The sequence below is a fragment of the Glutamicibacter ardleyensis genome, from assembly GCF_014644555.1.
In the GTDB taxonomy this organism is placed as follows: Bacteria; Actinomycetota; Actinomycetes; order Actinomycetales; family Micrococcaceae; genus Glutamicibacter; species Glutamicibacter bergerei.
Window position 1 is genome coordinate 159,313 of record NZ_BMKX01000005.1, and the last position, 20,919, is coordinate 180,231.

The 20,919-nt window shown below is 59.8% G+C and carries 24 protein-coding genes and 1 riboswitch; of the genes, 21 read left to right on the forward strand and 3 right to left on the reverse strand.

The genetic code is table 11. The annotated features are described in order from the left end of the window. The first annotated feature begins 193 nt into the window (after positions 1–193). The 13 genes from IEX04_RS11215 (at position 194) to hisF (ending at position 11,378) form a co-directional block, all read left to right on the forward strand. On the forward strand, positions 194–1,057 hold the full coding sequence (locus IEX04_RS11215; RefSeq protein WP_188685787.1) for a cytochrome: 864 nt from the start codon (positions 194–196) through the stop codon (positions 1,055–1,057). Positions 1,058–1,129: 72 nt separating this feature from the next. Continuing rightward, the gene (gene def, locus IEX04_RS11220; protein ID WP_096253831.1) at positions 1,130–1,693 is read left to right on the forward strand and encodes a peptide deformylase; all 564 of its coding nucleotides are present in this window, start codon (positions 1,130–1,132) and stop codon (positions 1,691–1,693) included. A 2-nt stretch (positions 1,694–1,695) separates the two neighbouring features. Next, on the forward strand, positions 1,696–2,628 hold the full coding sequence (locus IEX04_RS11225; protein WP_188685789.1) for a methionyl-tRNA formyltransferase: 933 nt from the start codon (positions 1,696–1,698) through the stop codon (positions 2,626–2,628). Continuing rightward, complete coding sequence (locus tag IEX04_RS11230) at positions 2,625–4,139, forward strand: RsmB/NOP family class I SAM-dependent RNA methyltransferase (RefSeq protein WP_096253829.1); 1,515 nt, start codon at positions 2,625–2,627, stop codon at positions 4,137–4,139. The genes IEX04_RS11225 and IEX04_RS11230 overlap by 4 nt, the downstream gene beginning before the upstream one ends. Before the next feature lie 40 nt (positions 4,140–4,179). Then, complete coding sequence (gene rpe / locus IEX04_RS11235) at positions 4,180–4,842, forward strand: ribulose-phosphate 3-epimerase (RefSeq protein WP_096253828.1); 663 nt, start codon at positions 4,180–4,182, stop codon at positions 4,840–4,842. A gap of 32 nt (positions 4,843–4,874) precedes the next feature. Then, positions 4,875–5,013: riboswitch (FMN riboswitch) on the forward strand. Positions 5,014–5,125: 112 nt separating this feature from the next. Then, positions 5,126–5,836, forward strand: coding sequence for a nicotinamide riboside transporter PnuC (gene pnuC, locus IEX04_RS11240; protein ID WP_096253852.1), 711 nt, complete (start codon positions 5,126–5,128; stop codon positions 5,834–5,836). After that, the gene (gene ribD / locus IEX04_RS11245; protein WP_096253827.1) at positions 5,833–6,891 is read left to right on the forward strand and encodes a bifunctional diaminohydroxyphosphoribosylaminopyrimidine deaminase/5-amino-6-(5-phosphoribosylamino)uracil reductase RibD; all 1,059 of its coding nucleotides are present in this window, start codon (positions 5,833–5,835) and stop codon (positions 6,889–6,891) included. The genes pnuC and ribD overlap by 4 nt, the downstream gene beginning before the upstream one ends. Positions 6,892–6,905: 14 nt before the next feature. Further along, positions 6,906–7,529: a riboflavin synthase gene (locus IEX04_RS11250; protein WP_096253826.1), complete on the forward strand. Its 624-nt coding sequence runs from the start codon at positions 6,906–6,908 to the stop codon at positions 7,527–7,529. Further along, the gene (gene ribB / locus IEX04_RS11255; RefSeq protein WP_096253825.1) at positions 7,529–8,752 is read left to right on the forward strand and encodes a 3,4-dihydroxy-2-butanone-4-phosphate synthase; all 1,224 of its coding nucleotides are present in this window, start codon (positions 7,529–7,531) and stop codon (positions 8,750–8,752) included. The genes IEX04_RS11250 and ribB overlap by 1 nt, the downstream gene beginning before the upstream one ends. 35 nt (positions 8,753–8,787) lie before the next feature. After that, complete coding sequence (ribH, locus tag IEX04_RS11260) at positions 8,788–9,261, forward strand: 6,7-dimethyl-8-ribityllumazine synthase (RefSeq protein ID WP_096253824.1); 474 nt, start codon at positions 8,788–8,790, stop codon at positions 9,259–9,261. 71 nt (positions 9,262–9,332) lie between these two features. Then, the gene (locus IEX04_RS11265; protein WP_096253851.1) at positions 9,333–9,596 is read left to right on the forward strand and encodes a phosphoribosyl-ATP diphosphatase; all 264 of its coding nucleotides are present in this window, start codon (positions 9,333–9,335) and stop codon (positions 9,594–9,596) included. 136 nt (positions 9,597–9,732) lie between these two features. Beyond that, positions 9,733–10,581: an ATP phosphoribosyltransferase gene (hisG, locus tag IEX04_RS11270; RefSeq protein WP_188685790.1), complete on the forward strand. Its 849-nt coding sequence runs from the start codon at positions 9,733–9,735 to the stop codon at positions 10,579–10,581. Between the two features lie 26 nt (positions 10,582–10,607). After that, positions 10,608–11,378 carry an imidazole glycerol phosphate synthase subunit HisF gene (gene hisF, locus IEX04_RS11275; protein ID WP_096253822.1) on the forward strand — a complete coding sequence of 257 codons (771 nt, stop codon included), beginning with the start codon at positions 10,608–10,610 and terminating at the stop codon, positions 11,376–11,378. 77 nt (positions 11,379–11,455) lie between these two features. Here hisF and IEX04_RS11280 read toward each other — a convergent pair whose 3' ends face one another. The 3 genes from IEX04_RS11280 to IEX04_RS11290 form a co-directional block, all read right to left on the reverse strand. Then, on the reverse strand, positions 11,456–12,331 hold the full coding sequence (locus IEX04_RS11280; RefSeq protein ID WP_188685793.1) for a PKD domain-containing protein: 876 nt from the start codon (positions 12,329–12,331) through the stop codon (positions 11,456–11,458). A 27-nt stretch (positions 12,332–12,358) separates the two neighbouring features. Further along, positions 12,359–12,970, reverse strand: coding sequence for a DUF6318 family protein (locus IEX04_RS11285; RefSeq protein WP_188685795.1), 612 nt, complete (start codon positions 12,968–12,970; stop codon positions 12,359–12,361). A 155-nt stretch (positions 12,971–13,125) separates the two neighbouring features. After that, a complete protein-coding gene (locus tag IEX04_RS11290) occupies positions 13,126–13,785 on the reverse strand; it encodes a TIGR03085 family metal-binding protein (protein ID WP_188685797.1) in 660 nt (219 codons plus the stop codon). A 116-nt stretch (positions 13,786–13,901) separates the two neighbouring features. On the opposite strand from IEX04_RS11290, the gene hisI reads away from it, so the two are divergent. The 8 genes from hisI to lgt all read left to right on the forward strand — a co-directional run bounded on the left by hisI (position 13,902) and on the right by lgt (position 20,849). Continuing rightward, positions 13,902–14,303 (forward strand): phosphoribosyl-AMP cyclohydrolase, encoded by a 402-nt coding sequence (gene hisI / locus IEX04_RS11295; RefSeq protein ID WP_188685798.1) that lies wholly within the window; start codon positions 13,902–13,904, stop codon positions 14,301–14,303. Positions 14,304–14,380: 77 nt separating this feature from the next. After that, a complete protein-coding gene (locus IEX04_RS11300) occupies positions 14,381–15,943 on the forward strand; it encodes an anthranilate synthase component I (protein ID WP_188685800.1) in 1,563 nt (520 codons plus the stop codon). Next, positions 15,940–16,527, forward strand: a complete 588-nt coding sequence (locus IEX04_RS11305; protein WP_188685801.1) for a Trp biosynthesis-associated membrane protein — start codon at positions 15,940–15,942, stop codon at positions 16,525–16,527. Before IEX04_RS11300 ends, IEX04_RS11305 begins: the two co-directional genes overlap by 4 nt. Before the next feature lie 147 nt (positions 16,528–16,674). Beyond that, on the forward strand, positions 16,675–16,923 hold the full coding sequence (locus IEX04_RS11310; RefSeq protein WP_096253816.1) for an HGxxPAAW family protein: 249 nt from the start codon (positions 16,675–16,677) through the stop codon (positions 16,921–16,923). Position 16,924: 1 nt separating this feature from the next. Next, positions 16,925–17,749 carry an indole-3-glycerol phosphate synthase TrpC gene (trpC, locus tag IEX04_RS11315; protein ID WP_188685804.1) on the forward strand — a complete coding sequence of 275 codons (825 nt, stop codon included), beginning with the start codon at positions 16,925–16,927 and terminating at the stop codon, positions 17,747–17,749. Between the two features lie 85 nt (positions 17,750–17,834). After that, positions 17,835–19,094, forward strand: coding sequence for a tryptophan synthase subunit beta (gene trpB / locus IEX04_RS11320; protein ID WP_096253815.1), 1,260 nt, complete (start codon positions 17,835–17,837; stop codon positions 19,092–19,094). Further along, positions 19,095–19,877: a tryptophan synthase subunit alpha gene (gene trpA, locus IEX04_RS11325; protein ID WP_188685806.1), complete on the forward strand. Its 783-nt coding sequence runs from the start codon at positions 19,095–19,097 to the stop codon at positions 19,875–19,877. 3 nt (positions 19,878–19,880) lie between these two features. Next, entirely contained in the window at positions 19,881–20,849 is a 969-nt protein-coding gene (gene lgt, locus IEX04_RS11330) for a prolipoprotein diacylglyceryl transferase (protein ID WP_188685808.1), read from the forward strand. The last annotated feature ends 70 nt before the right edge of the window (positions 20,850–20,919 follow it).

The window sequence follows — 20,919 nt, forward strand, 5'->3', positions numbered from 1 at the left end:
AAAAGTGCTTGTTTTCGCGCCGTTTCCGTTCGCTCCAACGAGTAAAAACTCTATACGAGTTTCCGCAGGCTTCCAAATCGAGAGCGTGAGATCTGGTTCACAAAGCCTAAAACCCGCGGAACTACGCGGAATATTCATGAATCTCGTTCGGACTAGGAGCAAAGCGTCCACAGGCCGTGCCATGATCGTGTGCATGACGTCACCAAAACTTGCTATTCAAACCGAATTGGGTCGAATGTACAGCCGTCAAGTGGGAGGGGAAGCCACCGTCCCTTCGATCACCACGGTCATCGGTATGGACAAAATGGATCTCTCCGGATGGGCCGGCTATCTGGCAGCCAAGACCCTGTCTGAAGATCAACGTTTGTCCGAGGCGTTGTCGCAACCGAGCAAAATGCGTTCATTGGTGCGTGAATCTGCCGCGGCCGCCGAACGCTTCCGGGACTCGGCTGCCGCTCGCGGGGATCGGGTGCATAACTACGCCGAACACTACGCATTGCGTGCCTTAGGAGAACCCGAGCAACTGGAGAAGGCGTACGCCGAACTGGAAGCCAATAACGAACTGGGCTTTGCGACACACTTTGAAAAATGGTGGGAACAGTATCAGGTGCAACCATTAGCCACCGAGGTGACGGTGTGGAATCACAGTGTCGGCTACGCGGGAACCATCGACCTGGTGGCCCGAATTGGCGGCAAGGTGTGCTTGGTGGATTACAAAACCAAGGCCATGGATCGTGAGGGGTTCGTGAAAACCCCGGATGACAAAGTCATCATGCAACTTGCGGCAGCCGCCAAGGCCGAGGAGCAAGTGCTCGACGCTGAAGCCGGCGCCTGGCAGGATTGGCCTCATGGCACCGATTCGATGCTGCTGGCGGTCGCGCTAGGGGAGGGCGGGAGTCGAACTTTTATGGCTCCGGTTCAGGCGCTCCCCGATTATTGGTCGAAGTTTTACGCACTGCGCCGCAACTGGGAAGCGCAGTTCAAGATTGCCCAAGCTCGTGCCTCACTGGTGGAAATCACGCCGCCGCCTCAGGACCAGTCGCCTGCGGCACCGTAGACTGGTGTAGTTAGTGTTGGTGCGCCCGACACTGACACTTCGCACAGCACTACTAAGGGAGCCACACGTACTATGGCGATTTTGGGAATTCGGATCATCGGTGATCCCGTTCTACGCACACCAGCGCAGGAGGTGACCGAGTTTGGGCCGGAAATCCAGAAGCTGGTCGACGACATGGATCAAACCATGGAAAACGTTGACGGTGCGGGCTTGGCGGCCCCTCAGGTAGGTGTTTCGCTGCGCGTTTTCACGTACCAAATCGGTGCCGAACGTGGCCATATCATCAACCCGGTACTTGAACTGAGCGAAGACTTTCAGGCAGACGAAAACGAAGGTTGCCTGTCCATTCCAGGGATATCCGCACCGGTTGCCCGCCGGCGCCACGTGGTAGCTACCGGCTTCGATAAGTTCGGAAAACCGGTTCGTATTGAGGGCGAAGGCATGCTTTCCCGGTGCGTGCAGCATGAAACCGATCACCTCGACGGGGTGCTGTTCTTGGATCGACTGGCCCCGGATGAGAAGAAAGCTGCCTGGCGCACACTGCGTGCCAGCAACTATGAGCAGATGACCACCGCTACCGTGGCGCAACGCGCAGGATTCCTCGGATCCAGCTTCGGCGCCGGACTGGGGAACTAACCATGCGCATCCTCTTTGCTGGAACTCCGCAGGTTGCGGTCACCTCACTGAACTACCTAAATGACGCGGGTTTTGAGATTGCCGCGGTGCTCACCCGCCCGGATGCCCCGCTAGGACGCAAGCGCGTCATGACTGCCTCCCCGGTGGCCGCGCGCGCCGCGGAACTAGGGTTGGAAACCATCAAGTCGAATAAAATCGATGCGCAGGTGACGGCCCAATTGGCGGAGCTGAACCTCGACGCGGCAGCCATTGTCGCCTTCGGCGGGTTGGTTCCCCAAGCCGCGCTGAACGTTCCTACCCACGGCTGGATCAACCTGCACTTTTCCTTATTGCCCCAGTGGCGTGGTGCTGCACCGGTGCAGCACTCGATCATTCACGGCGACGACATCACCGGAGCGGTCACCTTCCAGTTGGAAGCTGGGTTGGATACCGGGCCAGTCTTTGGTCAGGTCACCGAGCGTATTGGTGAGCTAGATACCGCCGGAATCATGCTGGAGCGGCTGAGCATTTCCGGCTCAATGTTATTGGTGCAAACTCTGCAGGCAATCGATTCGGGCCAAGCGCTAGCGGTTGCACAAAGCGGGTCTCACACCTATGCACCAAAAATTCTCGACGGTGACGCGCAACTAGATTTCACTCGCACCGCCACCGAGATTCGCCGCCGCGCCCACGGCACGAGCCCCTTCCCGGGTCCTTGGGCTACCGCCGACGGGTCCAGATACAAGTTTGGACCGCTTAGTGAACGCCGCGAGCGCACCGATCTGGCACCGGGCGTTGTGCATATTGAGCCGGGCAAGCACCCCCAAGTGTTTATCGGCACCGCCACCTGGGCGTTGGAACTGTCAACTATCCAGCCTCCAGGTAAAAAAATGATGAACGCCTCCGACTGGGCTCGCGGAATCTTGACCCAGGGAACGAAAGTGAGCTTCGCATGAGCGAACACGATCGACACAACGAACCTCGACGCAACGAAGCCGGTCGTACCCGCAACCGCGGGCAGGGGGACCGCCCTCGCCAGTACAGCCAGTCGGCCCCTGGGCAGCGTAAACGCGCCGCCGATCCGGCTCGACTAGTCGCTTTTAAAGTGTTGCGCGAGGTCTCCGCCAAGGACGCCTACGCCAACCTGGTATTGCCCAAGATGATTCGTGAGCATCAGCTCGAAAAGCGCGACGCCGGTTTTGCCACCGAGCTTGCTTATGGTGCGCTGCGCTCACAAGGTTTTTACGACGCGATCCTATCCACCTTGGTGGACCGGCCACTGTCCGAGCTTGACCCGGCGATCCTCGACGCACTGCGTCTGGGCGCCCACCAGTTGCTGGCGATGCGCGTGCCAAAACACGCGGCGTTAGATGAAACCGTGTCGTTGGCTCGCGCGCAGATTGGTGCTGGCCCCTCGGGACTCATCAACGCGGTCCTGCGCAAGGTCAGCCTGCAGGAGCCCGAACAGTGGGTCGCACAGCTGACCGCGGCTACTACCAGCGAGTCAGAAAAACTGTCCATCGAGCACTCGCACCCGGACTGGATCGTGCGTGCACTACGCGGCGCATTGATCGCGCACGGCCGCGAGGCCACCGAACTTTCCGCGTTGCTCGAAGCAGACAACCTCGCCCCGGTAGTCAACTTGGTCGCTCTGCCCGGTCTGGGCACCGTGGATGCGGCGCTGGAAGCTGGCGCCGAGCCGGGCACCCTGGTGGTGGATTCGGCGACCTATAAGCATGGCGATGTGGCCCGCGTGCCAGGCGTGCGTGAGGGAACCATCCGCGTGCAGGACGCCGGCAGCCAGCTGGTAGCCCGCGCGCTGGCCAACGTTGAGTTGCCGGTGCCAGGCGAAGATACCTACTGGCTCGATCTCTGCGCAGGTCCCGGCGGCAAGGCGGCGTTACTTGGTGCACTAGCCGTACAGCGCGACGCCAGACTAACCGCAAATGAGCCTACCGAACACCGTGCCCGACTGGTTGAACAGTCCATGTCCGCGGTGCCCGGAGACTTCTGGATGGTCACCACCAAGGACGGCCGCGACTACGGCACCGAAGAATTCGCCGGAGACTATGACCGCATCATGGTCGACGCGCCCTGCTCCGGGCTTGGTTCGCTTCGCCGCCGGCCAGAATCTCGCTGGCGCAAACAGCCTCGTGACATTCCGGAGCTGACCAGCTTGCAAGGAGAACTGCTCAGCGCCGCGTTCAGCGCGGTGCGCGTGGGCGGGGTCATCGGGTTTGTCACCTGTTCACCACATATGGCAGAAACTCGTCTGGTGGTCGAGGATTTCCTCAAATCCCAGCCGAACGCCACACTGCTAGATACCGGTGCCGCGGTCAACGCCGTTGCCCTCGAAGGTTTCCCCGCCAGCGGTCACGAACTTGCCGGTGGCAGCACCGCGCAGCTGTGGCCACATGTGCACGGTACCGATGCCATGTTCATGGCGATCATCACCAAAACCGCATAGTTCGCGACCTATTTCCCAGCGCCCCACCCAAGGAGCACCGATGAGTCACCCGCGCATTAACCCGTCGATCCTATCCGCAGACTTCGCCAACCTCGCCAGCGAGCTGGACCGTATCCACACCGCAGACGCCGTCCACGTGGATGTGATGGACAACCATTTTGTGCCAAATCTGACCCTCGGGCTTCCCGTGGTGGATTCGCTGCAAAAGGTTAGCAAGCTGCCGATCGATGTGCACTTGATGATCGAAAACGCCGATCGCTGGGCCCCGGAATATGCGCAACTCGGCGTGGATTCGGTGACTTTTCATGCCGAGGCCTCCGCCGCGCCGATCCGTTTGGCCCGCGAATTGTCTGCCGCCGGGTCCAAGGCGGCGATGGCCTTGCGTCCGGCCACCCCGATCGAACCGTACTTGGACATGCTCGGTGAGTTGGACATGATCTTGTTGATGACCGTTGAACCGGGTTTTGGCGGACAGAAGTTCCTGGACCTGGTGCTGCCGAAAATTAGGCGCACCGCGAAGGCTATCGCCGGCACCGGAAAGCCGATCGCCCTGCAGGTGGACGGGGGCATCTCCCGGGACACGATCCTGCGCGCCGCCGAGGCCGGCGCCGACGTATTTGTGGCGGGTTCAGCGGTGTATTCGGCACCCGAACCGGCCGCAGAAATTGACGCATTACGAAACCTTGCGCGCATCACCCACTAGGATGTGTCAGACTAGGTGTAAATAAACACGAATACGTGCTCCGGGGTCGGTGTAAGTCCGAACCGGCGGTGATAGTCCGCGACCCGCTTCCAAGGCCACAAGCTAAGGTAAGCGGTTGAGCCGGTGAAATTCCGGTACCGACAGTTAAAGTCTGGATGGGAGAAGCACGGGTTTGATTTGCCGTTGGCGTTGCTGACCGGACCGCTCTTTTGAGCCGTTCGAGCACCACGTCTAGGCCATCAAATGCACACCCCCGGAGCCGCCGCTTCGAGAAGGGTGAATGATGGATATTCTGCGGTGGCTCATTGAAGCTTTTAACTCACAAATTGCGATCGGTACCTCGGCACTTTTGGTGCGTGAGGTCGTCGGCAATATTTTTGGTCTAGCCAGCGCGCTAGGCGGCATGCGCCGTAAAATCTGGGCCTGGCCCGTAGGCATTATCGGCAACCTCTTACTGCTCACGGTCTTTTTGGGCAGCATTTTTGACACCGGCTACACCGCCAACCTCTGGGGTCAGGCAGGCCGGCAAATCATGTTCATCGCCGTGTCCTTCTACGGATGGGTGCGCTGGAAGCAAGCCCGCGATGAAAACGGTGCGGGCCACGCGGTCACCCCACAATGGGCATCAAATAGGGCCCGAGTCTCTCTGGTTGCGATCCTCATTGTCGGCACCGTGGCGCTGACTCCACTCTTTAGGGCACTAGGCTCCTACGACCCGGTCTGGGCCGACGCCTGGACCTTCGTCGGTTCGCTGCTGGCCACCTATGGCATGGCCAAGGGCTGGGTCGAATTCTGGCTGATCTGGGTCGCGGTGGACGCGGTCGGCGTCCCCTTGCTCTTCTCCGCCGGCTACTACGCCAGCGCCTTCATGTACCTGTTCTACGGTGGTTTCACCATCGTTGGCTTCTTCGTCTGGATGAAGGCTAAAAGGAACGAAAAACCGGCGATCGAAACCGAAATGCTCGATCCGACGATCAGGGGGAAACAGTCATGATCGAAACCACAGACCTGGACCAGGCACTGCGCACCGCACTGGAAGCTGCGACGCGTGGCGCCCGCGGGGCCAACCCACTAGTTGGCGCGTGCGTGCTAGACGGGGCGGGACGTGTGATCGCCACCGGTTTCCACCTGGGCGCCGGCAACCCGCATGCGGAGATTGACGCGCTGCGCCGTTTAGGCCGGATGGATCGTGACCAAGCGGCGGAGCTGACCATGGTGGTCACCTTGGAACCGTGCAACCACACCGGACGCACCGGTCCGTGCGCTCAGGCTATCGCCAACGCCGGCATCGGACATGTGCACTACGCGATGAGTGATGACACCAGCGCTGCCAGTGGCGGCGCGCAGTTCCTGCGTTCGCGCGGGGTGCAGGTGACACAGAGCGAAAATAATCAGCCGGCCTGGGAACTAAATCACCGCTGGTTCCGCGCCAAAGCAGAAAATCGCCCCTTCATCACCGTGAAGACCGCACAATCCCTGGACGGGCGGATCAACGCGCCCGACGGCAGCAGCCAATGGATTACCTCCGATGCCTCGCGCAACCACTCGCACGGGCTACGCGCCCGAGTAGACGCGATCGTTGTCGGTACCAATACGGTGATAGCCGACGATCCGCGGTTGACCGCACGCACCGCCGCCGGGGGACTGCACGAGCATCAGCCTTACCGCTTTGTGATGGGGCACCGCGAACTGCCAGAAAACCTCGCCTTAGCCTATGACAACAACTGGGAACAGCTGCGCACTCACGAGGTCTCCGTGCTCATCGAGCGCGCCACCGAGTTGGGCTTTAATCACCTGCTCATCGAGGGCGGTTCGATCATCGCCTCGGCCTTCATCGAAGCCGACCTGGCAGATGAAATTTACTGCTACCAGGCCCCGGTGATCATCGGTGCGGGCAGTACCTCGGTGAATATCGCCTCGGTGACCACCCTGTCCCAAGCCCGGCATTTTAGGCTCGACGCCCACCAGTCTGACGCACTGACCAGGCTGGATGCCGACGTGATGATGCATCTTGAACCGTTGCCGCAGCGCGTCGCCCAAACTTTTTAGAAGGAAACCACACCATGTTTACCGGAATTATCACCGGCACCGGAACGGTACTGGCAATCACAAACCACCCCGAGCAAGACCTCGCCGTACTGACCCTCAAAGCTCCCGGGCACGCCGAAGACCTCGGACTCGGTGGCTCCCTGGCGGTCAACGGCGTCTGCCTGACCGCCACCGAATTAGACGGCGACACCGTCAGTGTGGACGTGATGGGTGAAACCCTGCGTCGCACCAGCACCGGAGCACTGCATCCTCAGTCGGTCGTTAACTTAGAGCGCTGCACCCCTGCGGGCGCCAGACTCGACGGGCACGTCGTACAGGGCCACGTCGACGCTGTCGGCACCGTACTGGCCCGCGAGGATCACGGACAGTGGACCACCTTCCGCATCTCGGTACCCGATGACTACGCACCGCTCACCGCAGAAAAGGGCTCCATCGCACTGGATGGCATCTCGCTGACGATCACCGCGGTGTCCCCAGCCAGCGCCACCGGCGCACACTGGGTGGAGGTCGGCATCATTCCGATCACCCTGCAGGAAACGACCATGGGCACCCGCCAAGCCGGCGACGCCATCAACATCGAGGTAGACGTGCTGGCCAAGTACGTGGCACGGCTGAACGAGTTTGGAGGCCGAATCTAATGGCCGGCAAAGAACTTGATTCGATCCCTACCGCATTAGCCGCGCTAGCCGCCGGTGGCGCGGTAGTAGTAGTGGACGACGAAGACCGCGAAAACGAAGGTGACATCATCTTCGCCGCACAATTTGCCACTCCAGAGCTGATGGGTTTCACCATTCGTTACACCTCCGGGGTCATTTGTGTGCCACTGGACGCTGCCCGCGCCGATCAGCTCGGTCTGGCCCCCATGGTCGGTATCAATCAGGATTCCAAGGGCACCGCCTTCACCGTGTCCTGCGATGCCGCCAGCGGGATCAGCACCGGAATTTCGGCCGCTGACCGGGCGCTGACCTCACGCCTTTTGGCCGATCCTGACACTGTGGCGGCTCAGCTATCGAGGCCAGGGCATATTTTCCCGTTGCGCGCCGCAGCCAACGGCGTGCTCGAACGCCGCGGACACACCGAAGCAGCCGTGGACCTGTGCCGCGGTGCGGGCTTAGCACCAGTGGGTGTGATCGGAGAAATCGTCAACGATGACGGTTCGATGATGCGCCTCGATGAGCTGCGCGTCTTCGCCGCCGAGCACCAATTACCGCTGATCAGCATCGAGGATTTGGCTCGCTGGCGTCGGGTCAACGATGAAATCGCGTTGACCGAAGCGGTAAAGTTGCCCACCCCCTTTGGTACCTTCAGCGCACGGGCCGCCTCTGTGGAAGGGCATGAACATATTGTGCTCAGCCACCCGGCCCCCACCTTGGACGGACCGACTAACCTGGTGCGGATTCACTCCGAATGCCTCACCGGCGACGTATTTGGGTCCTACCGTTGTGATTGTGGCGAGCAGCTTCACGCGGCACTTCAGCAGATTGCCGCTGAGGGCGGACACCTGGTGTACGTACGTGGGCACGAAGGCCGCGGCATCGGGCTATTTAACAAGCTGCGCACCTACGCGCTGCAAGAAACGGGTGTTGATACGCTCGACGCAAACCTGCACCTAGGCTTCCCGGCAGATGCCCGCGAATACTTCGCGGTCGCCGCCATCCTCAAGCACCTGGGTATCGACGAGATCCGCTTGCTGACTAACAATCCCGATAAGCAGGCACAGCTCATCCAAGCCGGCGTGCACGTCACCGAGCTGGTCCCCAGCCGCATCGCCCCGCGCAGCGAAAATGAAAGCTACCTGCGCACCAAACAGCAGCGCTTCGGCCACGACCTGCAATTGCCGCACACTAAAACCAGCTTCTAACCCAGCTGCAAACCAAGATTTTCAAGGAGAACCCCATGAGCAAACACGGAGCCCCGAGCAACGTCGCCGATGAACTTACGGCACTTGACCTCTCCGGAGTTAAAGTCGCGATCGTTGCCGCCAGCTGGCATGAGGTCATCATGAACGGTCTGATCGACGGCGCACAGCGTGCCGCTCGCGACGCTGGCATTGTGCCCACGCTGGTCCGTGTACCGGGCACCTTCGAACTACCGGTGGCAGCCAGCCATCTGGCACAGAGCTACGATGCGGTGGTCGCGCTCGGCGTGGTCATCCGCGGCGGAACCCCACACTTCGATTACGTCTGCCTGGCTGCAACCAACGGGCTCACCGACGTTTCGGTAAATACCCGCACCCCGGTGGGCTTCGGCGTGCTCACCTGCGATGACGAAAAGCAGGCGCTAGACCGTGCAGGTTTGGAAGGCTCCAGCGAAGATAAAGGCTACGAGGCCTTCTCCGCTGCTGTGATGACCGTCGCAGCACTACGCTGAAATACGGTTTTGGCGTCACAAAGCGAGCTAGAAGTTCGGGCGTCGGCTGGAAAACCGATAAGCTGGTGCACGTGAAAACTTTTGACGAGCTCTTCAGCGAATTGTCGCTCAAGGCCCAAACCCGCCCGGAAGGCTCTCGTACCATCGCCGAACTCGATTCGGGTGTCCACGGCATCGGCAAGAAAGTTGTCGAGGAAGCCGCCGAAGTATGGATGGCCGCAGAGTACGAAAGTGACGAAGAAACAGCGGAAGAAATCTCCCAGCTGCTCTACCACTTGCAGGTTTTGATGATTGCCAAGGGTCTAACCTTGGCCGACGTTTACAAGCATCTCTAGCCGTCGCGCTGCTGCGACCGGGTTTTTGAACTCGGTCGTAGGCATCGCCCGGCGGCAGTAACAACGGCCAATTAATCCCTTGGCGCTTGTTTTTGGCATCTCGCCGCAGCGCCACACTCATGAAACGAGTAAATAAATGCTACGCGTAGCCCTGCCCAACAAAGGCGCACTGTCCGAAATCGCTTCCACCATGTTCAAGGAAGCCGGTTACCTCCAGCGACGCGACACCCGCGAACTGGTGCTCGTTGATGAGGATAATCAGGTTGAGTTTTTCTACCTGCGCCCCCGCGACATCGCCGTTTATGTCGGCCGCGGCATCCTAGACATTGGAATCACCGGTCGCGATCTATATCTAGACGCCGATGTAGACGACGATGTGGAGGAGCAGCTCTCGCTCGGAATCGGCAAATCGGCCTTCCGCTTTGCCGCCCCGGTGGGCGCCTTCAATTCCATTGAGGAACTTAACGGCAAGCGTATCGCCACCAGCTACGACATTCTGCTCGATCACTTCCTGAAGAAGAACGGTATTAACGCCAGCGTGGTCCGCCTGGATGGTGCCGTGGAATCCTCGGTACGCCTTGGCGTAGCCGACGCCATCGCCGATGTTGTCGAAACCGGCAACACCATCAAGGCTGCCGGGATGGAGATCTTTGGCGACGTGCTTCTCCAGTCCGAAGCCGTGCTCATCGGCCGAGTCGGACACAAGCCAGCCGGCCTTGACGTGCTGATTCGCCGCCTCTCTGGTGTGCTTGTTGCACGCCAGTACGTGATGCTGGACTACGACATTCGTCGCACACAGGTCGAAGAGGCTTGCGCGCTGACCCCTGGCTTAGAGTCGCCTACGGTCTCTGACCTAGCGAACTCCGACTGGTGCGCGGTGCGCGCGATGGTCAAAAAATCGCAGACCAATAACATCATGGACGAGCTGTACGACGTCGGCGCCCGCGCGATTCTGGTCAGCCAGATCCACGCCTGCCGCATCTAGTCACGCCAACTTAGGAGAAACAGCTCATGACCGTAGCAATCCGTGTCATTCCCTGCCTAGACGTTGACGCCGGCCGGGTAGTTAAAGGCATCAATTTTGAGGGCCTGCGTGACGCCGGTGACCCGGTGGAACTCGCCCGTCGATACAACCTGGCCGGAGCCGACGAACTAACATTCCTCGACGTCACCGCATCCAGCTCCGATCGCGAAACAACTTTTGAAGTTGTACGACATACTGCGGAAGAAGTTTTCATTCCGTTGACCGTTGGCGGGGGAGTACGCGCCGCAGAAGATGTAGATCGTCTGCTGCGCAACGGTGCCGATAAGGCCTCGATCAACACCGCCGCAGTGGCTCGCCCTGAGGTCATCAACGAAATTACCGAACGTTTCGGTTCGCAGGTATTGGTTCTGTCGCTCGATGCACGTCGTACCGATGATCCAAACATCGCTTCCGGCTACGAGGTCACCACTCATGGTGGCCGCAAAGGCACCGGTATGTGCGCGGTGGCTTGGGCCAAAGATGCGGCAGAGCGCGGCGTGGGTGAGATTTTGTTGAACTCGATCGATGCCGATGGGACCAAGGACGGGTTCGATCTGGAAATGATTCGTGCCGTGCGTGCCGCGGTGAAAGTTCCACTGATCGCTTCCGGCGGCGCGGGTAAGCCCGAAGACTTCCCGCCTGCGATCGAAGCTGGAGCGGACGCGGTATTGGCTGCCTCGATCTTCCACTTCGGCCCAACCGACATGATCGCCAAGGTCAAGGATAAGATTCGCGAAGCCGGTTATCCGGTCCGCTAATAGGTGCTTCTTAGATGGGTCAGTTCTCCGTGAACTGGCCCATTTTTTATACGTTGATCATTGTTGCTGTTGACCAACTAGTCTCGTGCGATGAGTTCTTTCTTGGTTCTCCAGACATCGATTTCAATTGGGTCGCTAGGCACCGCAGCTTGGCCTGGGATTGACTGCCAGGGGCCGCCATCAACACTAAATTCGCCTCGGAACAATGTCGTGAGACCGACACTGTAAGTGCCGGTTTCCTTGTAGGAATGGCTTGTTGGTGTCTCGTCGCGGAGCGTATGGTTTGGAGCCGGCTCACCGGGGAAATCTAGATTCCTCGTAGTCCCATCGCCGTACTGCCAATTCCACCCGTCAGGAATTGCTTTCACTCTTACTGGTTCACCATTCATACTTATATTGAAATTTTGGCGCACAGCATCGGCCCAGAAATGTGAGTTTCCATTGCGAAGAGAGAACTTTTCGGGATCACTTTTAACCTTGGAAGCTAGAATCGGTAAACTTCGAAATTTCGAAGGACTGATTATGACTTGTTCTTGGCGCAACTCAGCGTCGGGAATATTTGGCGGGGTTTCCTCTCCCGGACAGAGCCCGTGGGTGATTATCTGTTCACCTTTTCGCGGCCCTTCTATGAAACGAATGATACGCGTGTATGGAGAAGAGCCGTCTTCGCACAAAATAGCGTCAGGGTTTTGGTGACACCCACGCATATGCTCAATGCCAACAGAGCAGGGGTTGAGATATTGGATTTCGTACAGCGGTTTTGGTGGATTTTTATCTCGCTTACGTTCATCATTATTGTCGTTGTAAAAACGATCCTTCTCAGGGAGAGTCTCGCGACATTCTCTCTTTTTTGTTTCTCCATGGTCCTCTATGAATTCAATTACTTCCTTACAATCACTGAGAGCGAGGTCTTGCTGGAATCCAGTGAAGTACGGTGTGGTAACCATTGCCATTAAGAGCAGGACTTTTAGCATTGGAGATCACTTCGAAAAATCTACTTGAGACATCATCCAAGCTTTATCCCACTGGAGAGTCGCGATCCCCAAAGCTTCCTTTTTCCTTGCAGGGCTGTTAGCAACTTCTAGCGTAGGCGCTGAATAAACTGCTACTTCGTCTGTTCTCGTACCGAACTCGACTAGGGCCTCATCATCAGAGGTTAGCTTTACCCCGTAAACATTGGTTCGGTACTCTCCATCAACTTGCCAGTATTTCTTTTTTGCGTGGCTCTGGATTGGATCGATAAAGTTATCGCCGCATATACGACAAGTCCGGTTCGTAATCGCGATCAAATCGTCGACTGAGTAGGTTTCCAACGAGTAGTTCATCACGTCAAAGTAGTACTTGACGAAAGCGATTGCGCCTTCCTCATTGTGTTCCTTAGCAAGCTTTGGCATTTCAGGCTTTGGAACATTCTTTGCGGGACCTTTAGCCGTCGCAGGCTGATACTTGGGCTTCGTCGGAGATGGCGATGGTGTCGGCGAGGGGGATTGTTCAACCGAGGGTGAAACCGATTCTGGAGGCTGCGGTGGAGAAGCGCCACCGGTGCAGGCAGTAACCGTCAACGCACAGGCCAAAAGGATCGATTGTGCCATTGCATTTTTCCGAGTGTTCATCAGAACTCTCCGAGCATGTCGAGGATAGCGTGTGAGCGTTAGCCTAGACCCATTGCGCGGCTATTGGGAGAGTTAAACCGAAACCTGTGGATAGCGAAAGTTAGACCTTCGGCTAGGGAAAGTGCCCATCGGAGTTAAAGCGAAGGGTGATATCCGCGGATAATTTGCAACGCGCTCTCGCCAGCTTCGAAGGTGACTAGGGCTTCCGAGGTGCGACCGGAGGCATACATGGTCAACTCGGTCACCGGACCATTGACCGAAACCGCGTTAGGCGCTTTCTTCGCCACATGACGCTGTCCATCAGGGCGGCAAAGAATGATTCCGACCGGAGCCTTGCGGAAAAAGTAACGCGAGGTTTTGAGCAGTGACTGCCACAACAGCTCGGTGTATTCCTTGTCCAGTACGCGCGGGGCCCACTGACTGCGTGCGCGTCGAACATCTTCGGTGTGAATGAAAAACTCGTTCAGGTTCAGCGCCTTATCAAGTTTCTCGAATGCGAACGGAGAATAACTTTTGGGCCCAGAACGGAAACGTCGCACCAGAGCAGCGTAGCGTTCGGGGGTTTGCGATTCATCGGCGATCTCTTGCAGGCGCGCTTCAAGTTTCGAAGCAACGGGCTTGAGCACAACGCCAGCGCTGAGCAATGAATTTTCGCGGAGAACGAGGTGCGCGGCGAGGTGCCGAGTCTGCCAACCGGCGCACAGGGTATCGGCGGTGGGGCCTGCTGCGAGCAGGGTCTCGGCCAACGCTAAACGGGAAGCTTGAACTAGGTGCATCACCTCTGAAACTAGCACGTGCAGCAGGTTCTTGCGCGTTCTATACGGCGGGTGTCGCCCAACGGTTAACTTTGGCTTCTAGCGGTGCGTCATGCTCGGGCACATGGTCGGTGAAACCCAGTATGCTAAAGGGGATGTCTACTTCGCATAGTGGCTCGAATTCGAGCTCTGAAACAGAAAAACTTGACCCGCAGATCGCGCAAAAATTAAAGCGCGATGCCAATGGGCTCTTCGCCGCGATCGTGCAGCAGCATGATACCGGGATGGTGCTCATGCTTGGCTGGATGGACGACGAGGCATTGCGCCGCACCCTCTCTAGCGGCCGCGTCACCTTCTACTCGCGCTCGCGGCAGGAATATTGGCGCAAGGGCGATACCTCCGGGCACGCGCAGTATCTGAAGTCTGCCGCGCTGGATTGTGATGGCGACGCGCTGCTGCTCACGGTTGATCAGGTGGGAGCCGCTTGCCATACGGGCACACAATCCTGCTTCACCGATCGTGAGCTGCCAGCCACCATCGGCCACCGCCCGAGCTAGTTCTGCGCCGGTAGTACGGTCGCGCCCGGGCCGATTTCGGGCAGCATCACCAGGTTTAAGCGTTGAAAAGAAGTTGAATGAAAACCCTAGGCAAGATTTCCCCGTCCCGCGAAGCCTTTTTGGCCATGGCACCTACCCGCCGCGTCATCCCGGTCACCATTTCGGTGCTGGCGGATTCGCTGACCCCGATCGGTTTATACCGTTCCTTGGCCGGCGGACGCCCGGGCACCTTCTTGATGGAGTCTGCCGCCCCCGGTGGGGTGTGGAGCCGCTACTCCTTCGTGGGGGTGAACTCTCCGGCGACGCTCAGCACCCGCGGCGGCGAAGCGTATTGGCAGGGGCACGTGCCCGAGGGGTTGCCCACCGGCGGGGTGAGTGTCGAGGTTTTGCGCGACACCGTGCGCGCGCTACACACCGAACCGATCCCGGGGATGCCGCCCTTGACCGGCGGCATGGTCGGCTTCATCGGCTGGGAATGCGTCCGGCACTGGGAGCATCTGCCCAATCCGCCGATCGATGACCTGAACATCCCGGAACTGAGCATGAACCTGGTCGCCGATATGGCCGCCCACGATGCGACCGAGGGGACCGTGACGCTGATTGCCAACGCGATCAACTTTGACGGCAGCGCGCAACGTGTGGAGCAGGCCTATGACGGTGCTGTGGCTCGGCTTCAGGTGATGCTCGATCAGCTGGGCAGCCCACTAGAAACGACCGCCACCATCTTGCAGGGTACCGATGTGCCCCGCGAAAAATTGATGGAAGAGGTCACTCATTCCTGGGCGGAAAACGAGTACCTGGACGCGCTCGCCAAATCAAAAGAGGCGATCGTGGATGGGGAAGTCTTCCAGATCGTCGTTTCGCGGCGCTTTGAACTTCAGACGCAGGCCGATGCGTTGGACGTCTACCGGGTGTTGCGGGCGACGAACCCGAGCCCGTACATGTACCTGTTTAACTTTGAAAACGAGGATGGCGAGGCGTTCCAGATCGTCGGTTCATCCCCGGAAGCGCTGGTCACGGTCAACGACTCCCACGTGGTCACGCACCCGATCGCCGGATCCCGGCCACGCGGGGCAAACTACGAGGAAGACCAGCTGTATGAAAAGTCTTTGCTGGCCGATGAGAAGGAACGCGCCGAGCACCTGATGCTGGTGGATCTCTCACGCAATGACCTGTCCCGTGTCTGCCAGGCCGGCACCGTGGAGGTCACCCAGTTTATGGAGGTCGAACGCTTCAGCCACATCATGCACCTGGTCTCCAATGTGGTCGGTAAGGCGCGTGCGGACGTCGACGCCTACGACGTGCTCGCCTCCACCTTCCCAGCCGGCACCCTGTCCGGGGCTCCCAAACCACGCGCCCTGCAGCTGCTCGATCAGTACGAGCCGTACCGCCGGGGGGTGTACGGTGGCGTGGTGGGTTATCTGGACTTCGCCGGCGACATGGATATGGCCATCGCGATCCGTTCCGCATTGCTCAAAGACGGCCGCGCCTATGTGCAGGCCGGAGGCGGCATCGTGAACGATTCGAATTTCGCCGATGAGGCGCTAGAAACCGTGAATAAGGCCGCGGCTCCGCTGCGTGCGGTATATGCCGCCGCGACGATGCGCCAAGCCCAAACCGAAATTGGTGAAAGCAAGTGAACAAACACCTATCTGCCCGCAATACCGCGCTGCTTGGAATGCTCGGTGCGTTGCTGGGCCTCTGGACCGCGACGCGCACCTGGATTACCGTCGACGTGGAATCGGGTACCGTGCAGGTCCCGCAAATTATCGTTGCTGGGTCCACCGCCGCAGCCTCGGTCACCGCCGTCTGTGTGGCGGTGCTGGCCGGAGCGCTGGCGCTGCTGATCGCCGGAAAGATCGCCCGCTATGTCATCGGGGTCATCACCGTGCTGGCCGGTGCCTCGGTGATCACCTCCGGAATCAGCGCCTTGGCTAACCCGCAGGCGGCGGCGGCCAGTGCCGTGGCCGAGGCCACCGGGCTGACCACTAGCGCCGGAGAATATGCGGTGTCCGTGTGGCCCACGATCACCGTGCTGGCCGGGGTGATCATCGTGCTCCAAGGCCTGCTAGTACTGGTGATCAGCGGGCGCTGGAAGAAGAGCTCGAAGTACGACCGGAAGGTCAGTACCGCCGGGCAGCCGCCGGCGGATGCACAATCGCGTGGCATTTCCGATTGGGAGCAGTTGTCCAAGGGGGAGGACCCCACCACTGGCGAACGCTAAGTGATGCCCAACACCTGCTTGAAATGAAGCGCCGTGGAATAGGCCAACTGCGCGGGCAAGTGGCAGAATAGTATTCGAAGACCAAAGCGCTGACCGTCTCACGCGGACGGAGCGCACCCCCAGAAGAGTAAAGGGACACATCTAGTTATGTCGCAAAACACCGAGATTGATCCGGTCTACACCGAAGAAATCGGCCACGGCAACTCGATCGCAGCCTGGGCCTGCGTCGGCATTATGACCATCGGCTTCATCATCGGCGGGATCGCTTTCGCTTTCCACAACGCCACTGTGGTGTACGCGAGCATCGGCGTCGTAGTGCTCGGCTTGATCGTCGGCTGGATCATGAAGAAGGCCGGTTTTGGTGTGGGCGGTTCGCGCAGCGGAGCAGCACACTAAATTGAGCGTACTTGATGACATCATCGCGGGCGTCCGGGAAGACCTGGGCGCCCGTCGCGCCATCCTGAGTCTGGACTCGGTCAAAGCCGCGGCGCAGGACACCCCGGCAGCACTCGATGCCTACGCTGCGCTCGGTGGACACACCGAGCCAGGCGCACGAGACACCACCTTAAAGGTGATCTCCGAGGTGAAACGCAAGTCCCCTTCCAAGGGCGCGCTCGCGCAGATCCCGGAACCAGCGGTGCTTGCCGCGGCCTACCAGGCCGGCGGTGCGTCGGTCATTTCGGTATTGACCGAAGCCCGGCGTTTTGGCGGTTCGTTGGCCGATCTGGACGCGGTGCGCGCAGCGGTGCAAATTCCGGTGCTGCGCAAGGACTTCACGGTCGATGAGTACCAGATTTTCGAGGCCCGCGCCCACGGTGCGGACCTGATATTGCTAATTGTTGCGGCCCTAGATGATGAAACCTTGGCCAGTTTCCTACAATTAACTCACCAGCTAGGCATGAATGCCCTGGTGGAGACGCATACCGAAGAAGAAATCGCCCGGGCCGTGAAGGCCGGAGCGAAAATTATCGGTGTGAACGTGCGCAATTTGAAAACGCTCGAAGTGAACGTAGACACCTTCGCACAGCTGGCTCCACTGTTGCCGCTCGACGCGGTGATCATCGCCGAATCCGGTGTGGAATCGGTGGCACAGGTGCAAACCTATGCGGCGGCCGGCGCCGACGGTGTTCTGGTAGGCGAGGCGTTGGTGAAACACGCTGACCCGCAGGCTACCGTTGCCCAGTTCATCGCCGCCGGGACAGCTGCCAAGCCGGCACGCTAACCACGGCGCATCCAGTTTTTGATGCCCCGCCAAGGAACGCTCCTTGGCAGGGCATCGCCCAACATTTTCAAGAAAGAGGGAGTCGATGAACGCATCGGATGACTCATTGAAACATGCAAGTGGACCCTACTTTGGCCAGTATGGGGGACGTTGGATGCCCGAATCCCTGATGGCTGCCATGGACGAGCTGACGCAGACCTTTGAGGATGCGAAGGCCGATCCAGCGTTCATTGAAGAGGTCAAAGAGCTGAACCGGAACTACTCCGGACGCCCCTCACTGCTCACCGAGGCAAAGCGTTTCTCCGCGCAGGCCTGCGGCGGGGTGCGGATTTTCTTGAAGCGTGAAGACCTCAACCACACCGGCAGCCACAAGATCAACAACGTGCTCGGCCAAGCACTGCTGGCCAAGCGCATGGGTAAAACCCGGATCATCGCGGAAACCGGTGCCGGCCAGCACGGCGTAGCCTCGGCTACCGCAGCGGCCTTGATGGGGCTTGAATGTGTGGTCTACATGGGCGCAGAAGACACCCGCCGGCAGGCGTTGAACGTCGCGCGCATGCAGCTGCTCGGCGCCACCGTGATCCCGGTGACCGTAGGCTCCCAAACGCTAAAAGACGCGATCAACGAGGCGTTGCGCGACTGGGTCGCGAACGTTGATAACACCCACTACCTATTAGGCACCGCTGCCGGCGGACACCCATTCCCCGCCATGGTGCGTTACTTCCACCAGGTCATCGGCGAAGAAGCCCGCGAACAGGTGCTCGCGCAGACCGGACGCCTGCCGGACGCCGTCACCGCCTGCATCGGCGGTGGCTCGAACGCCATTGGCATTTTCCACGGCTTCCTGGACGACAAAGACGTTGAACTCTACGGCTACGAGGCCGGTGGCGACGGTGTGGATACCGACCGCCACGCCGCGACCATCACCCTGGGCAAGCCCGGCGTGCTGCACGGCGCGAGGAGCTACCTGATGCAGGACGACGACGGCCAGACCATCGAATCACACTCGATTTCCGCCGGACTGGATTACCCCGGCGTTGGCCCGGAGCATGCCTACCTGGCCGACATTGGCCGGGTGCACTACGAACCGGTCACCGATACCGAGGCGATGGACGCGTTTAAGATCCTGTGCCGCACCGAGGGTATTTTGCCGGCGATCGAGTCCGCTCACGCACTGGCCGGAACCATCCGTTTGGCCCAGCGCAAGCTCGCCGAGGGCGCAAAGCCCGAGGAAACGATCATCATCGCGAACCTCTCGGGGCGCGGGGACAAGGATGTCTCCACCGCCGCGCAATGGTTCGGAATGCTCGAAGACGACGCAGCTAACACCCCGGAAGGCAACTAAATGTCGCGTGTGACAAGTGCAGAAAAGATCGCGGCGGCACGTGCCGAAGGACGTCCGGCACTGATCGGCTACCTGCCAGCGGGCTTCCCAGATGTGGAAACCAGCATCGAGGCGGCCGTCGCGCTAGCCGAGAACGGTGTGGACGTCATCGAAATGGGCATCCCCTACTCGGATCCGGTCATGGACGGGGCGGTGATTCAGGAAGCCACGGTACAGGCACTGGCCAACGGTTTCCGCGTCGCACAAATTTTTGACATCGTACGCGGAATTACCGCGCGCACTAACGCCGCCGTGATGGTGATGACCTATTGGAACCCGGTGCTCAGCCTGGGCGTGGACGAATTTGCCAGGCGCTTCGCCGAAGCTGGCGGTGCCGGGCTGATCACCCCGGACCTGGTGCCCGACGAAGCCGATCAATGGTTTGCCGCCAGTGAAAAGTACGGTCTGGAGCGGGTCTTCCTGATCGCCCCAAGTTCCACCGAAGCCCGCGTGAAACGAACCGTCGAGGCATCCAGCGGATTCGTCTACTGCGTTTCGTTGATGGGTGTTACCGGCGCGCGCGCTGAGGTGTCCTCCGCCGCTCAAGCGGTAGTGGACGCGGCACATGGCGCCGGGGCAGAAAACGCCTGCGTCGGTTTGGGCGTCTCGCGCCGCGAACATGTGCAAGAAATCGGCAGCTACGCCGACGGCGTGATCGTCGGCACCGCACTGGTTGCCGCGCTACGCGACGGGGGAGTACCGGCCGTGGGCCGGTTGGCCGCACAGTTGAGCGGGCGGGCCTAAGAAATGTTTCCGACTTCCATCCCGTCACCGCCGGTCGAGTTTTCAAAGTTTTCGATCGGCCCACTGACTATCCACGCCTATGCGCTGTGCATCTTGGTGGGCATCGTGCTGGCGCTCTGGCTGACCAGCCGGCGAATGCGCGCCCGCGGCGGGGACTCGGATCAGCTCTGGGACATCGTTATTTGGGCGATCCCTTTCGGCATCGTCGGCGGACGGCTTTACCATGTGCTGATTACCGACCCCGGCTACTATTTTGGGCTCGGCGGGCGGCAATCGCACTGGGCCGAGATTCCGCAGTTGTGGCTGGGCGGATTGGGTATTATGGGGGCGATCTCGCTGGGCATCGTCGGCGCCTGGATAGGTTGCCGGCGCACCGGGGTACGGCTCTCGGCGTTTATCGACGCGGTAGCGCCCGGCGTATTGCTGGCCCAAGCCGCCGGCCGCTGGGGCAACTGGTTTAACCAAGAGCTCTTTGGTGCGCCGACCACCCTGCCCTGGGGACTGCAGATCGACCCGGAGCACTACAATTTCCCGGCCGGGCTCCCGGCAGATACGCTCTTCCACCCCACGTTCCTCTACGAATCACTGTGGAATGTACTGGGCGTGGTGGTACTGCTCGCGCTGGACAAAAAGTTCAAACTGCGCCGCGGGGCGATGTTCTGCTGCTACGTGATCTGGTACGGCATCGGCCGCACCTTCACCGAGTCGCTACGTCTGGACCCGGCAGAAATCATCACCATCGGGCCACTGTCCCTGCGCATCCACCAGTGGTTGGCCATCGGCTTGGTAATTTTTGGTTCGTTGGCGCTGAGCTATGTGTTGGCAAAGCTACGCCCCGAGGGCAAAGATTCGCTGTTCGCCGAGGGCCGGGAACCGGCGGCGGTGCAAGCGTCCGCGTCCGCAGAGAAGCATAAATCTCCCGGAGTCGAGAAAAAATCGAGCTCCGACGATGAATCCCAACCGCTAGCCTAAGCACTAGGCCGCGGCGAAAACCGGGGAGCAGACACCGAGACAGGGTGTCGGCTCCCCGGTTTTTTGTGTC